This window comes from Pseudomonas sp. B21128, assembly GCF_044218865.1.
Taxonomy (GTDB): domain Bacteria; phylum Pseudomonadota; class Gammaproteobacteria; order Pseudomonadales; family Pseudomonadaceae; genus Aquipseudomonas; species Aquipseudomonas iridis.
The window spans coordinates 5408411-5424148 of sequence record NZ_CP162590.1 but is presented as its reverse complement, the minus strand read 5'-3'; the positions used below and the strand labels follow the sequence as shown (position 1 = coordinate 5424148).

Annotated in this window: 13 protein-coding genes; 7 read left to right on the top strand and 6 right to left on the bottom strand. The window is 59.2% G+C overall.

Translation table 11 applies throughout. The features are described from left to right. The first annotated feature begins 48 nt into the window (after positions 1 to 48). Positions 49 to 609, top strand: a complete 561-nt coding sequence (locus AB4P91_RS24430; RefSeq protein WP_150596994.1) for a glutathione peroxidase — start codon at positions 49 to 51, stop codon at positions 607 to 609. A gap of 123 nt (positions 610 to 732) precedes the next feature. Here AB4P91_RS24430 and AB4P91_RS24425 read toward each other — a convergent pair whose 3' ends face one another. The 3 genes from AB4P91_RS24425 to AB4P91_RS24415 form a co-directional block, all read right to left on the bottom strand. Beyond that, positions 733 to 2004, bottom strand: coding sequence for an OmpP1/FadL family transporter (locus tag AB4P91_RS24425; protein WP_042558327.1), 1272 nt, complete (start codon positions 2002 to 2004; stop codon positions 733 to 735). Between the two features lie 146 nt (positions 2005 to 2150). Continuing rightward, a complete protein-coding gene (locus tag AB4P91_RS24420) occupies positions 2151 to 2633 on the bottom strand; it encodes a hypothetical protein (RefSeq protein WP_042558328.1) in 483 nt (160 codons plus the stop codon). A 275-nt stretch (positions 2634 to 2908) separates the two neighbouring features. Further along, a complete protein-coding gene (locus AB4P91_RS24415; protein ID WP_042558329.1) occupies positions 2909 to 3133 on the bottom strand; it encodes a hypothetical protein in 225 nt (74 codons plus the stop codon). Positions 3134 to 4116: 983 nt separating this feature from the next. Here AB4P91_RS24415 and AB4P91_RS24410 point away from each other — a divergent pair. Together AB4P91_RS24410 and rmuC are read left to right on the top strand one after the other, a co-directional pair. Next, positions 4117 to 4440, top strand: coding sequence for a sel1 repeat family protein (locus tag AB4P91_RS24410; protein WP_150594179.1), 324 nt, complete (start codon positions 4117 to 4119; stop codon positions 4438 to 4440). Positions 4441 to 4615: 175 nt separating this feature from the next. Continuing rightward, positions 4616 to 5980 (top strand): DNA recombination protein RmuC, encoded by a 1365-nt coding sequence (rmuC, locus tag AB4P91_RS24405; RefSeq protein ID WP_191624053.1) that lies wholly within the window; start codon positions 4616 to 4618, stop codon positions 5978 to 5980. Positions 5981 to 6091: 111 nt separating this feature from the next. On the opposite strand, the gene AB4P91_RS24400 is transcribed toward rmuC, so the two are convergent. After that, on the bottom strand, positions 6092 to 9562 hold the full coding sequence (locus tag AB4P91_RS24400; protein WP_150594177.1) for a PAS domain-containing hybrid sensor histidine kinase/response regulator: 3471 nt from the start codon (positions 9560 to 9562) through the stop codon (positions 6092 to 6094). Between the two features lie 246 nt (positions 9563 to 9808). Further along, positions 9809 to 10351 (bottom strand): TetR/AcrR family transcriptional regulator, encoded by a 543-nt coding sequence (locus AB4P91_RS24395; RefSeq protein WP_395603880.1) that lies wholly within the window; start codon positions 10349 to 10351, stop codon positions 9809 to 9811. Between the two features lie 91 nt (positions 10352 to 10442). On the opposite strand from AB4P91_RS24395, the gene AB4P91_RS24390 reads away from it, so the two are divergent. The 4 genes from AB4P91_RS24390 (at position 10443) to AB4P91_RS24375 (ending at position 15250) form a co-directional block, all read left to right on the top strand. Beyond that, positions 10443 to 11642, top strand: coding sequence for an MFS transporter (locus AB4P91_RS24390; protein WP_395603879.1), 1200 nt, complete (start codon positions 10443 to 10445; stop codon positions 11640 to 11642). A gap of 52 nt (positions 11643 to 11694) precedes the next feature. Further along, complete coding sequence (locus AB4P91_RS24385) at positions 11695 to 12006, top strand: cupin domain-containing protein (protein WP_395603878.1); 312 nt, start codon at positions 11695 to 11697, stop codon at positions 12004 to 12006. Between the two features lie 118 nt (positions 12007 to 12124). Continuing rightward, positions 12125 to 13276 carry a TDT family transporter gene (locus AB4P91_RS24380; RefSeq protein ID WP_395603877.1) on the top strand — a complete coding sequence of 384 codons (1152 nt, stop codon included), beginning with the start codon at positions 12125 to 12127 and terminating at the stop codon, positions 13274 to 13276. A 99-nt stretch (positions 13277 to 13375) separates the two neighbouring features. Further along, a complete protein-coding gene (locus AB4P91_RS24375) occupies positions 13376 to 15250 on the top strand; it encodes an MFS transporter (protein ID WP_395603876.1) in 1875 nt (624 codons plus the stop codon). Between the two features lie 122 nt (positions 15251 to 15372). Here the strand turns inward: AB4P91_RS24375 and sugE are convergent, their stop codons facing one another. Next, on the bottom strand, positions 15373 to 15687 hold the full coding sequence (gene sugE, locus AB4P91_RS24370; protein WP_042558337.1) for a quaternary ammonium compound efflux SMR transporter SugE: 315 nt from the start codon (positions 15685 to 15687) through the stop codon (positions 15373 to 15375). Positions 15688 to 15738: the final 51 nt, after the last annotated feature.

Sequence of the window (15738 nt, the reverse complement as noted above, 5' to 3'; positions counted from 1 at the left end):
GCTTGGCGAGTAACTTCGGAGGCTGATGACTGCTCAAGGATGCTCGACATGCTGATGCGCTGGTGTGCTGTTCCCGTGTTGCTGATGGGGTTGACTGGCCTGGCCCAGGCCGCTGACTGTCCGGAATTGTTGCAAGGCTCGCTGCCCAAGTTGCGTGCCAAGGAATCCATCGATCTGTGCAAACAGTACGCGGACAAACCGCTGGTGGTCATCAACACCGCCAGCTTCTGCGGTTTTGCGCCGCAATTCGAAGGCCTTGAGGCGCTCAATCAGCGCTACAAGGCGCAGGGGCTGGAAATGCTTGGCGTGCCTTCCAATGACTTCAAGCAGGAGTCCAAGGACAGCGTCGAGACCGCCAAGGTCTGCTACGCCAATTACGGCGTGACGTTTGCCATGACCGAGCCGCAGAAAGTCCGCGGCGATGATGCCACGCATATGTTCCAGGTGCTGGCCGCTCAGAGCAGCGCGCCGAAGTGGAATTTCTACAAATATGTAGTGGATCGCCAAGGCAAGGTGATCGCCAACTTCTCCAGCCTGACCAAACCGGATGATCCGGAGTTTATTGCGGCGATCGAGAAGGCCATTGCCTCAAAACCGCGCACTCCCTGATCCAGGTTTACTGTGGGAGTTGTGGTGTATCAGAGGATAAACACGCAGGCACAAAAAAGCCCCGCCTTCTGCAAAGAGAGCGGGGCTTTTCAGTGGGCGAGGGGTTAGCCCCGCCCGATAGCATCAGAAGCGGTAGGTAGCGCCGACGCCGAAGCCGTTTGCCGAGTTTTCATACTTGGCGTTGTAAGTCTGGCCACGATTGTTTTCGTTACGAACGTTGACCGACTCTTCCTTCAGGTACGAATAGGCGACGTCGATGGTCAGGTCTTCGGTCGGGCTCCAGCCGGCACCGACGCTGAAGATGGTCCGGTCGCCAGTCGGGATGCGTGGCGAACGGTCGACGTTGTTGGTCGGCGACTGGTCGAAGGTCAGACCGGTGCGCAGCACCCATTCCTTGTTCAACTGGTACGAAGTACCGATCGCGTACGCCCAGGAGTCGTGCCAGTTCTGGTCTTCGTTGATTTCGCCGAACTGACCGGCCAGTGCAGGCTGAACGCCGGAGTTCTCGACGGTGATTTTATCCAGCTGGCTCCAGCGGGTAAAAGTCGAACCGGCGTAAACAGTCCACTGATCGTTGATCGCTTGAGTGACGGACAGATCCACCGACTCAGGTGTGGTGATCTTCAGCGACGCGTCGTACTTCTGGCTGGAGCTCAGACCGGCCAGGCCCAGTACGCCATAGTTGACCTTGGTGTCGCCTTCGAGCTTGTAGTCGACTTTCGAGTGGTAAGTCAGACCCACGCGGGTGGAGTCGGTCGCTTGTACCAATACACCGATGTTGTAGCCCAGCGCGGTGTCGTCACCCTTGATCTTGACCTTGCCGTCGGGGAAGGCCGGGGTGATTGACAGGTTGGATTCCAGCTTGCCGTCGATGCGGTTGATGGTCGGGCCGAAACCGATCGACACCTTGTCGTTGAAGGCGTAGCTGATGGTCGGCTGGAAGGTGATGACTTGCACTTCCGACTTGCTGCCGAAATAACGGCCGGCGAAGTTGTTTTCGTAGTCGGTGATCAGGCCGAACGGCACATAAACGCCGAAACCGAATGCCCAGTGATCGTCGATTGGCTTGACGTAGTAGCCCATAGGTACGGCGGTGAAGGGCACCATGTCGCCTTTGTTGCTCCCGCCATTCGGGCTGGAGCTGGCATTGCTGATATCGGTCGATGCGTCGAGGAATGCAGCGCCGCCGGTGATTTGTTCGCGCTTGATGCGCGACATGCCGGCAGGGTTGCCATAAACAGTGCTTGCGTCATCGGCAGAAGAAGATCGCCCGGCGTACCCAGTCCCCATCCCGCTAATGCTGTGTTCGTTGATGGCAAAGCCAGCGGCGAAAATCTGCGTGGATGCCAAGGTTACGGCAAGGCTAAGGGTGGTTTTGAGCATTACTTTTTTCATTATTAGAACTCCTGGTGATCACCGGGGCGAAAATTACCAACATTTTCGTCCCAGCGCTATAGCCTGAATGCCTTGATTTAGAGCGGTTTTGTAGGACAATCCGACCAAATTCGCGACCTGTTACAGGATCTTGCGGAACTGGACGGTCAGCAAGCGACCTGATTCAGCGGTGAAACACAAGTCTGCCAGGCGCAGGTGAAATCGCGCAGACGACCTTGAGGCTGGAAGGTCTGACGCCAGATTCGCGCCATACCGAGCAAGTCGTTCGGGTCGGGGAGGGTGGGGTTTTGTTCTTCGACCAGCAGCCAGGCGATAGCGGTGGCGTAACGCAGATTGACGGTCAATTCCAGGTGCGGTCCGCTGAGAAATGCGTGTTGGCTGGCCAGTCCGCGAACGAGGCTGGCGCGCTCCGGATCAAGCGCCAGATAGTCATCCCACAGTGCTTGATGGCGATGCTCGGCAATGCGGTAGAGGCCGTGTCCACGGCGGTCGTGCAGGGCGGAGCCGAGGGCGGACTGGCTGGCGGCAATGCCCAGCAACAGTGATTCGGCGGTGGCGCAGTGACGTCCCAGATAAATCAGCGTGGGTCGAATCACGTAGCGGCACAGTTCGCTGGCAGCGATACCCATAAAGCCCTCGGATCTTGTTGTTGGGCGGCGACACCTGAAAGGGGCCTTGGCAGCGGTGGATCGGTTCAGGCTCGCCGGAAGCGGACAGCGCCGCTTGAGTTGAAGTGTAGTGTCATATTCGCGACGTAAAGGACTGTTTTTAAAATATTTCCGGCTGCCCGTTATAACCGTTATATCCGATGGTGCTTAGGCGCCAAGGCTTAAAAGTGAAACATCAGGCAATAAAAAGCCCCGCGTTTTAAGCGGGGCTTCGTTTGTTGCAGCCTTTTCGGCGCTCAGGCAACCAGTGCCTGACGCGTTCGATCAATGACAGCCTGCAGCGGTTCGGCGCTGGAGTACTGATCGGGATACAGACGCTCGCTGTGGCGGGCGATCCCGTGTTCGTTGACCAGTGTGAAGCTGAAGCAGCCTTTGCGAGCGGCCATGATCAGGCAGTTCATTGGAGCAAAAGCGTTGGTTAGGGCGCGAATGGCGTCCTGAGTATGGATTTGAGTCGACATAGTTATTAGGTGTTCCTACAAATGACACGGATAAGAACCGTGCAACGTTAAAACGTTCCAGTAACGTCGACCACCATTGGTCGAACGAAGAACCCGACTGGAACAAAGCAGCCAGTTTGAAGCGCTGATAATTTGGCGCGCTTGGGCTGGCAGGTAGGTACTTAGGAGGACAGGCAACACATCAAGGGCAAAGGTTCTGGGCCCGGGGTGAAGATCCTGATCAATTTGCAGGTTGGTTCGGTCAGAGTAAACGGTCTTCGCAACACCCTTTGCATCATTCAAAGGCTGTGTCGTCGCAAGATTTACCTGGAAACCATCGAGGGGTCGTATCCGCTTTTTTTCGGTGAGGGCTTCTTGGTGGAAGGCGCACCGTGGGGATATGTTCGACCGGAATTGACTTTCAGCTTGGTACTAACGCCGCGGATAGTAACGGATCGAAATAGGTAAAGCAAACCCTGCGCCAAAAAAGTTACGTTCTACAAGAAACGCAGCCCATTGTGGGTGCGATCTTCCCCTCGGGGGCGGTAATCGGATAACACGCGAACGCCTGGGTGACCATTCGTCGCCACAAAACCGTGTGCGGTTCCCACCGAGACGCCGCTTATCCCCAGCCTGAAGCGCAAAACGACCCGAAAAAGCGCACCGATATAACCGGGTAACAGGTACTTGTGCACATTAGTTGCTCAGGCTGTAACGGCACTGTCATATCAAACCTGACCTTGATGGCTGCCTGTATCGAAAGTTTAAGTCAATGAAAAACATCGCTTTTTTTTGTTGGTGAAAAAATCGTCAGTTTGACTGCGGGCCCCATTCCATAAGGCTTTGCGAGGGTTGGAGGACGGTTGTCCACTGACTTATCCACAGCTTCTGTGGATTGTCCCGAGCGCTTGCTCTAGGACGGGCGTGCCGGGTTTTATTTAGACTTTACCTGTAAGAAAAAGAGAGTAGAGTGGCGCGCCTTCCGATCTGTCCCACAGTGCTTTATGAAGTTTCGCTCAGTATCAGACCCTGTTACCTCACAACCCCCTTCTGTTATCCCGCCCAAGCGATTTTCCGTGCGCGTGGCCGAATGGCTGCTCGACAGCCCGCGCCTGAGCGAAAGCCACAATGCCAAGCACCTTGCCGGCCGCCTGCTCAAGCAACCGGCGCGTGAAGGTGTGGTTGCCGCGCAAAGCCGCCTCGGCCAGTTGATGTGCCGCGAGTGTGGTAATGCGCGTGATCGCCGCATTGGTCAGGATCTGCTGCGTCAGGCTGCTCGCGCTGGCGATCAGCGTGCCCAAGTGGAACTCGGTCTGCTCGAAGACTGAGCTGTCCAAGTTCTGACACCTTGGTTACCCTTCAGGCTTTAACCGATCGGCAGGAGTTGCTATGGCTATGGACTTGACCAGCGTATTGCTTGGTCTGGCAGGCGCTGGGCTGCCGTTGTTGGCTTTGGCTTGGCAACTGCAACGTCGGGCAAGCAACGGGCAAGCGCAGGTGGCGTTGCTGGAAGAGAGGTTGGCCATGGCGCAACTGGCGCAGGACGGGCTCAACGCGCAACTGGAGGCCGGTCGCGATGAAATCGCCGACCTTGGCCAAGCCAACGCCGCCAAGCAAGCAGAACTGGCAGCCCTGCGCCGCGAAGTCGAGCTGTTGCAGATAGAACGTGACGACGCCCGTGACGCCTCCCACGCCTGGAACCTTGAGCGCGCCAACAAGGAGGCCGAGCTGCGCCGTCTCGACGCACAGGCGGCTTCGCTGAACGCCGAACTGCGCGAGCAGCAGGAGAGCCACCAACAGCGCCTGGATGATCTGCAAGGTTCGCGTGATGAATTACGGGCGCAGTTCGCCGAACTGGCGGGCAAGATCTTCGATGAGCGTGAACAGCGCTTTGCCGAAACCAGCCAACAACGCCTCGGTCAGTTACTCGATCCGTTGAAAGAACGCATTCAATCCTTCGAAAAACGTGTGGAAGAAAGTTACCAGGCCGAGGCCCGCGAGCGCTTTTCGCTGGCCAAGGAACTGGAGCGTCTGCAAGCGCTCAATCTGCGTTTGAGTGACGAAGCCACGAACCTGACCCGTGCCCTTAAAGGCCAGAAAACCCAAGGCAATTGGGGCGAGTTGATTCTCGAACGCGTGCTGGAACACGCAGGTCTGGAGAAGGGCCGCGAGTACCAGACGCAGGTCAATCTCAAAGGCCCGGATGGTGAGCGTTTCCAGCCAGACGTGGTCATTTATCTGCCAGGCGACAAACAGGTAGTGGTCGACTCCAAGGTCAGTCTCACGGCGTATCAGCAATACGTCGCGGCCGAGGACGACACGCTCGGGCAGATCGCAATCAAGCAGCACGTACTGTCCCTGCGCAATCACGTCAAAGGCCTGGCCGGCAAGGATTACAAACGCCTGGAGGGCCTGCACAGCCTCGATTTCGTTTTGCTCTTCGTGCCGATCGAAGCCGCGTTTTCGGCGGCCTTGCAGGCCGAGCCATCGCTGTTTCAGGAAGCGTTCGACCGCAACATTGTGATCGTCAGCCCAACCACATTGCTGGCGACATTGCGCGTCATTGACAGCCTGTGGAAGCAAGAGCGTCAGAGCCAGAACGCCCGCGAAATCGCCGAGCGCGCCGGATGGCTGTATGACAAGTTCGTGCTGTTCATTCAGGATCTGGACGAAGTCGGCAATCGTCTGCAACAACTGGACAAAGCCTACAGCTCGGCGCGCAACAAACTGACAGAAGGGCGCGGCAACCTGGTCAGCCGCAGTGAGCAACTCAAACTGTTGGGCGCACGGGCGAGCAAAAGCTTGCCGGCGGATCTGCTGGAGCGGGCGATGACGGATGTAGATGGGTTGGTTGAGTTGCCGGAATAGTCTGGAAAGCTTCGCGAGCAAGCTCGCTCCCACAAGGATCAGCTAAACCCTGTGGGAGCGAGCTTGCTCGCGAAAGCGTCAATGATCGCGCTTCAGCCTTTGGATCAATCGTTACAGCGGCAAATACCGACTCAACAACGCCCGCAACGCCGCCGGTTTCACCGGTTTGGCCAGATAATCCAGGCCCGCCGCATGCACCTGCGCAATCATCTCAGGGCGCCCGTCGGCGCTGATCACCACGCCCGGCACCGGCTCGCCAAGACGCGTGCGCAACCACGCCATCAACTCGGTGCCGGTATCGCCGTGATCCAGGTGATAGTCGACCAGCGCCAGTTGCGGCCGCACGCCGTCACTGAGCAATGCCTCGCATTCCTCACGATTGCGCGCCGTCCAGACCTGGCAGCCCCAGCGGCTTAACAGGCTGTTCATGCCGATCAGAATGCTGTCTTCATTGTCGATGCACAGCACTTGTGCGCCGTTCTGCAATTTGCCGTTCAATTCCACAATGGCAGTGGCCGGTATGGTTTGCGTGCGCGCATACGGCACCGTAACGCTGAACACACTGCCGCGCCCCGGCCACGAGCGCACGCGCAGGGTATGCCCGAGTACGCGACACAGGCCGTCAGCGATTGCCAGCCCAAGCCCCAGGCCTTTTTCGGCGCGCGTCTGATGGCTGTCGAGACGTTTGAATTCTTCGAATATCACCTGTTGCTTGTCTTCCGGAATGCCCGGTCCGCGATCCCATACTTCCAGGCACAACTGCCCGCCGCGCCGCCGTACACCGAGTAATACCGGGCCTTTGGCGTAGCGGAAAGCGTTGGTCAGGAAGTTTTGCAAAATCCGCCGCAGCAATTTGATGTCGCTGTCGATGCGCATGTGGCTGCCACGCACACGGAAGGTCAAACCTTGCTCCTGGGCCAGCGCCTTGAACTCGGCGCCGAGAATGTCGAACAGTTCGTTCACCGCAAAGGATTTGCGATCGGGATTGATCTTGCCGTTTTCCAGGCGGGAGATGTCCAGCAGATCGCTGATCAGATCCTCGGCCGAACGCAACGAACTGTCGAGATGCTGCACCAGTTTCTGCGCCTCGCTGCTCAAGCCGTCGTCTTGGTGGGAGAGGGCGGCGGAGAACAGTCGCGCGGCGTTCAATGGCTGCATCAAGTCATGGCTGACCGCCGCGAGAAAGCGGGTTTTCGACTGGTTGGCGGTTTCGGCCGTGCCCTTGGCTTCGGTCAGCGCGACGTTGAGTTGCGACAGTTCCTGGGTTCGCTCGCTGACCCGTTGTTCCAGGCCTTCGTTGGCCTCGGTCAGCGCCTGTTCGGCTTCACGGAACGCGGTGATGTCGGTGAAACTCATGACGAAGCCGCCACCGGGCATCGGATTGCCGATCAGCTCAATCACCCGGCCGTTGGGGAACAGCCGTTCGGAGGTGTGCGCGCGGCCCTGACGCATCCAGTGCAAACGGCGCGCGACATGCACTTCCGCCTCGCCGGGACCACACAACCCGCGCTCGGCGTTGTAGCGAATGATGTCGGCGATTGGCCTGCCGACGCTGATCAAACCGTCCGGGTAGTTGAACAACTCCAGGTAACGTCGGTTCCAGGCGACAAGCTTCAGCGACTGGTCGACCACGCTGATGCCTTGGGTGATGTTTTCAATCGCGCCTTGCAGCAGCGCGCGGTTGAATTGCAGGACTTCCGAGGCTTCGTCAGCGATTCGGACGACGTCCTCCAACTGCATTTCCCGGCCTTCGATGGCGGCTTTTACCACCGCTCGCGTCGAAGAAGCGCCCAGGACACCGGCCAGCAAGCGTTCGGTATGGGCGATCCATTCGCCGTCGGCGTTCTGGTTCGGGTTGAAAGCCTTGCCTTGGCGGTAGGCGAATCGAATGAAGCTCTGGCGTGCACGCTCCTCACCGACAAACCGCGCCGCCAGTTGCAGCAGATCGTCGACTTGCACCGACAGCATCGACCGCGCACTGGGCCGGGCGCTGATCTCCTGACCGATGAATCGCCCAGCCTGCCAGTGCTCCGACACCCGCGTACGGGATAGCACCGAAACCCAGGCAAACAGCGTGAAATTGCCGGCCAGCGACAACACCACGCCTTGGGTCAACGGGCTGATTGGCAGGTTCAGCGGGTTACTGTGCAGCCACGCCAACCCCGGGAAACTGTTCAGCGACCAGCCAAGGCTGTGGGCGGCAATCGGCAAAACCAGCGTGTAAAACCACAGGAAAGTGCCGGCGGCGAGACCGGCGAACACGCCGCGTCGGTTGGCCTGTTTCCAGTACAGCGCGCCGAGCATGGCCGGCGCCAGTTGGGTCACGGCGGCGAAGGCAATCTGGCCGATGGTCGCCAGGCTCGCCGTCGAACCGAGCAGGCGATAGCTGACGTACGCCAGCAACAGAATCACCACAATGCTCACGCGGCGCACCGACAGCATCCACTGGCGGAACACTTCAAACGGGCGCTCGGCGTTATTGCGCCGCAGCAGCCACGGCAACAGCATGTCGTTGGAAACCATGGTCGACAGCGCCACACTCGCGACAATGACCATGCCGGTGGCCGCCGACGCGCCGCCGATAAACGCCAGCATCGCCAACGCCGGATGGGCCTGAGCCAGCGGCAGACTGATCACGAACGAGTCGGGCAATACGTCGCTCGGCAGCAGCATCTGACCGGCCAAAGCGATCGGGACTACAAACAGTGCAGCCAGCGCGAGGTACGCGGGGAACACCCATTTGGCCAGGCGCAGATCCTGCGGATCAATGTTCTCGACCACGGTGACGTGAAACTGCCGTGGCAGGCAGATGATCGCCATCATCGCGACGCCTGTCTGCACCACCATCGACGGCCAATTAATGGTTTCTTTCCAGTATTCCTCGAGGCGCGGGGCGAGCATGGCTTGATTGAACAGGTCGTCGAAACCGTCGTAGAGGCCATAGGTGACGAACGCCCCGACGGCGAGAAAGGCGAACAGCTTGACCAGCGACTCAAAGGCAATCGCCAGCACCATGCCGCGGTGGTGCTCGGTGGCGTCAAGGTTGCGCGTGCCGAAGACAATGGTGAACAGCGCCAGCACCAGTGACACGATCAGCGCGGTGTCCTGGGCGCGCGTGCCCATCGCGTCCGCACCGGCACCGATCAACAGGTTCACACCGAGGACGATGCCCTTGAGTTGCAGGGCGATGTAGGGGAGGACGCCGACCAGGCAGATCAGCGCGACGACGACCGCCAGCGATTGCGATTTGCCGTAGCGCGCGGCGATGAAGTCAGCGATGGAGGTGATGTTCTCCTGTTTGCTGATCATCACCATTTTTTGCAAGACCCACGGCGCCCCGACCAACAGCAATATCGGCCCGAGGTAAATCGGCAGGAAGGACCACAACTGTTCAGCCGCCTGGCCGACCGCGCCGAAAAATGTCCAACTGGTGCAATACACCGCCAGCGACAGGCTGTAGACCCACGCGCGCACCCGCGGCGGCAACGGCGTGCTGCGACGGTCGCCGTAGAAGGCGATGGCGAACATGATGGCCATATAGGCCAGGGCGACGGCGGCGATCAGCCCGGTGGACAACGACATGCAACACTCCCGACTAAAGACTCCCCGGCACTCCTGCCCGGGCGGACAGTCTCGCATGCGCGCGGCGGTTAGTCAGTGTCGACCAAGGTCGTGGCGTGGCGGGGTGTCGCAGGAATGGAACCGGGCGGTTCTGCGGTGACCGTTAAGGTCTCATCGCTGGCAAGCCAGCTCCCACAGGGAGCTTCAGTGAACACAAAATTTGTGAACTCCACAGATCCTGTGGGAGCTGGCTTGCCAGCGATGGCGTTAGTCCTGCTGCAACGCGATATCAATCAGTCGGTGCAATTCATCCACCTCCAGCGCCGCCGCTGAAAACAGAATCCGAAACACGACCGGCGCCACGACCTGATTGATCAATTGGTCAACACTGGGCGCCGCCTCATCGGGATAGCGCTCGATAATGGTCTGCAACTGCGCGCCGATGATCGCCACGCAATACCCCGGCGTGGCGCTCGCCTGCACGTCGCGCATCATGTTGCGCCCGGGCTCTGAGCTCATTTCGTCGAGATATTGCTCGGCCCACGCGCGGATGTCGCTGCGCAAACTGCCGGTTTCTGCGGGCTCGCTGTCGGGGCGCATGCGGGCGAGGGCGACGTCGGCCAGTAATGCAGCCAGATCGCCCCAGCGCCGATAGATCGTCGACGGCGTAACGCCCGCACGCGCCGCAATCTGCGGGACGGTCACGGTCGAGCGCTCCTGCTCTTGCAGCAGTGCGCGGACTGCCGAATGTATCGACTCTTGTACCCGGGCGCTGCGACCGCCGGGGCGTAACCCTTCTTTAATAGCCATGCGTCAGACCTTAACACAAAGAATTTGCTTTAAGCATTGAGCGGTAGCACACTCCGCAAAAGCAAAAAATTAGCTTTTGCGGAGTGTGCACATGATTAACCCCCAGTCCCGATTAGCGTCCAACCGGCCCAGCCTGTGGTTTCTGGCGATCACCTTACTCAGTTTTCTCGCCGCTTCCACCGCGCCGACGCCGCTGTACCACCTGTATCAGGATCAACTGCACTTCTCGGCAGCGGTGCTGACCCTGATCTTCGGCGTCTACGCCCTGAGTCTGTTGGCGGCGCTATTGACCGTCGGTTCGCTCTCCGATCATCTGGGGCGCAAACCGGTGATCTTCACCGCCGTGTTGCTCAACGCACTGGCGATGTTGCTGTTCATCAGCGCCGACAGCGTGACGTGGTTGATCAGCGCGCGCGTGCTGCAAGGCTTCGCCACCGGCATGGCGACTGCGGTCCTCAGCGCGACATTGCTCGACATCGACCGTCAGCAAGGACCGTTGATCAACAGCGTCGCGCCATTGTTGGGCATGGCGCTGGGCGGCATGGGCTGTGGCTTGTTGGCGGAGTTCGCGCCGGCGCCGTTGCAACTGACCTATTGGTTGCTGCTCGCGCTGTTTGTGGGGCAGGCACTGTATGTCTGGCGGCTTCCCGAAAGCGTTACTCCGCAAGCGGGCGCATGGGCATCGTTGCGACCGACACTGCATGTGCCGGCTCAGGCCCGCGCAACGCTATGGCGAGTCCTGCCGCTGAATACCGCGACCTGGGCGCTCGGAGGTTTTTACGCATCGCTTGCACCGTCGCTGGTGCGCACCGCCACAGGCTCCACGTCCAACCTGATCGGCGGCGCAACCGTAGCGGCATTGACCGTGACCGGGGCGCTGATGATCTTCACCCTGCGCAATCGTCCTGCTACCCGCGCATTGCAACTGGGCGCAAGCTTGCTGCCGATCGGGCTGGTGCTGATTCTGCTCGGTGTGCACAGCGCCAGCCTGTCGCTGTTCTTCCTCGGCACACTGGTGGCCGGTTGTGGGTTTGGTGCCGGATTTCTCGGCGCGGTGCGCAGCCTCGTACCGCTGGCCTTGCCCCATGAACGGGCGGGTCTGCTGTCGGCGTTTTATGTGCTGAGTTATCTGGCGTTTTGCTTGCCGGCGCTATTGGCAGGGCATTTCACCCATCGCCTGGGGCTGCTCGCAACGACCGATGTGTATGGCGCGGTGCTGATCGTGCTGGCAGTGGCGGCGCTGTTGCTCAGCCTGCGGGCTCGACCGGCCAAGGTGTGCGGCGCTCCATAACCACCGCGCTTTCGGTTAGCCTTGCGCAGCCATTCTGCCAACGGATCGACTCATGAAGATTATTCGCAGCAAAACCTTCACCGCCGAGCGTGCCTGGGGTGCCCTGGACATCGCCACGATGAACGGCATCACCACGCGCCTGCACTGGACTGATCAGCCTTATAAATGGCACGTCAACGACGGCGAGGAAGTGTTCGTGGTACTCGATGGTCAGGTGCAGATGCGCTATCGCGAAAAGGGTGAGGAAAAGCAAGTCATGCTCGAAGTCGGTGACATTTTTTACGCCTCGGTGGGCACCGAACACGTTGCACATCCGCAGGGCGTGGCGCGGATTCTGGTGATCGAGTGCGAAGGCAGCGTCTGATTACTAAACTGGCTGATTATCGATAAAGCAGATAACAGTTAGAGATATTACCCGTTATATAGATATTCGATTCGGATCTACCATGGACTCAACCTCACCAGAGGAAGAGGATTTCATGATGATTTGCACCAATAGCACCAACCCTGGCTTAAAGCCGCTCAGCCAGCTTCAGCACCCGCGCGAAGTGATCCGCCAATTCACGCCGAACTGGTTCGCCGCGACCATGGGTACCGGTGTGCTGGCACTGGCCTTGGCGAATTTGCCGGTCGCGATCCCCGGTTTACACGCCGTGGCTGAAGGGCTGTGGCTGTTCAACATCCTGTTGTTCACCTTGTTTACCGTAGCCTACGCCGCCCGCTGGATTCTGTTCTTCGACGAGGCACGGCGGATTTTCGGGCATTCCACCGTGTCGATGTTCTTCGGCACCATTCCCATGGGCCTGGCGACGATCATTAACGGCTTTCTGCTGTTCGGGCTGCCGCGTTGGGGCGAGGGCGTCATTCAGCTTGTCGAGGTGCTGTGGTGGATCGATGTGGCGATGTCGCTGGCCTGTGGCGTATTGATCCCCTACATGATGTTTACTCGGCAGGAACACAGCATCGACCAGATGACAGCCGTTTGGCTGTTGCCGGTGGTGGCAGCAGAAGTCGCGGCGGCCAGTGGGGGGCTGCTCGCGCCGCACCTGACCGATGCCCACTCGCAACTGGTGGTGCTGACCACAAGCTACGTGCTCTGGGCATTTTCCCTACCGGTGGCGTTCAGCATTCTGACCATCCTGTTGTTGCGCATGGCCCTGCACAAACTGCCCCACGAAAACATGGCCGCCTCGAGCTGGCTGGCACTCGGGCCAATCGGCACCGGTGCGCTGGGCATGTTGTTGATGGGCGCTGAAGCACCGGCGATTTTCGCTGCCAACGGGCTGCCGGGCATTGGCGAAATCGCTTCGGGCCTTGGTCTGGTGGCCGGAATCACGCTGTGGGGGTTCGGGCTGTGGTGGATGCTGATGGCGTTGTTGATCACCGTTCGCTATCTGCGTGACGGCATTCCGTTCAACCTCGGCTGGTGGGGGTTCACCTTCCCGTTGGGCGTGTATTCCCTAGCGACACTGAAACTCGCCAGTACGCTGAACCTTGGCTTTTTCAGCGTGGTCGGCTGCGTGTTGGTGACATTGTTGGCGGTGATGTGGCTGATCGTTGGCAAGCGCACCGCACAAGGTGCGTGGCGCGGCGAGCTGTTTGTCTCGCCGTGCATTGCAGGTTTGAAGAAATAACCTGAAAAGTTTAGGTAAGGTGTGGCCTGGATCGCGGATCGGGATTCCAATAAGCATTATCCAGGCCTCTCTACCTTAAACATCAGGGAAACACGGAAGATGAGTCACCCCTCACAGTTCAACCTGCTGCGCACCCGGCGCTTCCTGCCGTTCTTCATCACGCAGTCGCTTGGCGCGTTCAACGACAACGTGTTCAAGCAGTCGCTGATCCTCGCCATTCTCTATCGGCTGACCATCGAAGGTGACCGCTCGATCTGGGTCAACCTGTGTGCGTTGCTGTTTATCCTGCCGTTCTTCCTGTTTTCGGCGCTGGCCGGGCAGTTCGGCGAGAAATTCGCCAAGGACGCGCTGATCCGTCTGATCAAACTGGCGGAAATCGCCATCATGGCTGTGGGATCCGTCGGGTTCCTCTTCGATCACTTGTCGCTGATGCTGGTGGCGTTGTTCGCCATGGGCACTCACTCGGCGCTGTTCGGGCCGGTGAAATATTCCATCCTGCCGCAAGCCTTGCGCGAAGAAGAACTGGTCGGCGGTAATGGTCTGGTGGAGATGGGCACGTTTTTGGCGATTCTGGCCGGCACCATCGGCGCCGGGGTGATCATGTCGTCAACCCAGTACGCGCCACTGGTGTCGATCGCCATCGTCGGCATTGCAGTGCTGGGTTATCTGGCCAGCCGCAGCATTCCCCGCGCGGCGGCTTCATCCCCGGATATGCGCCTGAACTGGAACATCTTCAGTCAGTCCTGGGCCACCCTGAAACTGGGCTTGGGCCAGACGCCGGCGGTGTCGCGCTCGATAGTCGGCAACTCGTGGTTCTGGTTTGTCGGGGCGATTTATCTGACGCAGATCCCGGCCTACGCCAAGGAGTGGATGCACGGCGACGAAACCGTGGTCACCTTGATCCTCACCGTGTTCTCGGTCGGGATCGCGCTGGGTTCGATGCTCTGCGAGAAACTCTCCGGGCGCAAAGTCGAGATCGGTCTGGTGCCGTTTGGTTCGTTCGGTCTGACCGTGTTTGGTCTGCTGCTGTGGTGGCATTCCGGGGGAATTCCCGACAGTGTCACTGGCCATAGCTGGATTGAAGTGCTGAGTTTCGGCCACACCTGGGCGGTGCTGTTCGACATTCTCGGCCTCGGCGTTTTCGGCGGTTTCTACATCGTGCCGTTGTATGCGTTGATCCAGTCGCGCACTGCCGAGAACGAGCGGGCACGGGTGATCGCGGCCAACAACATTCTCAACGCGCTGTTTATGGTTATTTCGGCCATCGTGTCGATCGTGCTGCTGAGTGTGGTCGAGTTGTCGATCCCGCAATTGTTCCTTGTGGTGTCGCTGCTCAACATCGGCGTCAATGCCTACATCTTCAAGATCGTCCCTGAGTTCAGCATGCGCTTCATGATCTGGCTGCTCAGCCATTCCATGTACCGCGTCGAACATCGCAACCTGGACGCGATTCCGGATGAGGGTGCCGCGTTACTGGTGTGCAATCACGTTTCGTTCGTCGATGCGTTGCTGATTGGCGGCGCAGTGCGTAGGCCAATTCGCTTCGTCATGTACTACAAAATCTACAATCTGCCGGTGCTGAACTTTATCTTTCGCACGGCCGGGACGATTCCGATTGCCGGACGCAACGAAGACATCCAGATCTACGAAAAAGCCTTCAGCCGGATCGCCCAATACCTGAAGGACGGTGAGCTGGTGTGCCTCTTCCCTGAGGGCAAGTTGACGACCGATGGCGAGATCAATGAGTTCAAGGGCGGGCTGACACGGATTCTCGAAGAGACACCGGTGCCGGTGATTCCGCTGGCATTGCAGGGATTGTGGGGGAGTTTCTTCAGTCGCGATCCGAACAAAGGCGTGTTTCGGCGGTTGTGGTCGCGGGTGACGCTGGTGGCGGGTTCTGCTGTTGCTGTGGAAGCGGCTGAGCCGGCGAAGTTGCAGGGGTTGGTGGGGGAATTGCGCGGCACTGTTAGATAAATAATGATTGTGCTGGCCTCATCGCTGGCAAGCCAGCTCCCACAGGGAGCTTCGGTGAACACCGGTTTTGTGTACACCAACGAAACGGTGGGAGCTGGCTCGCCAGCGATGGGGCCAGTGGTCTAAGCGCTGACCTTGAGGCCAATCAACCCGGTAATGATCAACGCCACACTGGCCAGCCGAATCAGCGCCATCGACTCACCAAACAGAATAATCCCGGCAATCACCGTGCCCACGGCACCCACACCCGTCCAGATCGCATAGGCCGTGCCCAGCGGCAATTCCTTCATCGCAAGGCCCAGCAAGCCAAGGCTGACGGCCATGGCTGCAATGGTCAGTGCGGTGGGGAGTGGACGGCTGAAGCCATCGGTGTATTTGAGGCCGACGGCCCAGCCGACTTCGAACAGGCCGGCGAAAAACAGAATGATCCAGGACATGAAAGACCTCCATCGGTTGACGGGGTCGTCCCCAGATTAAAACTCGATCGA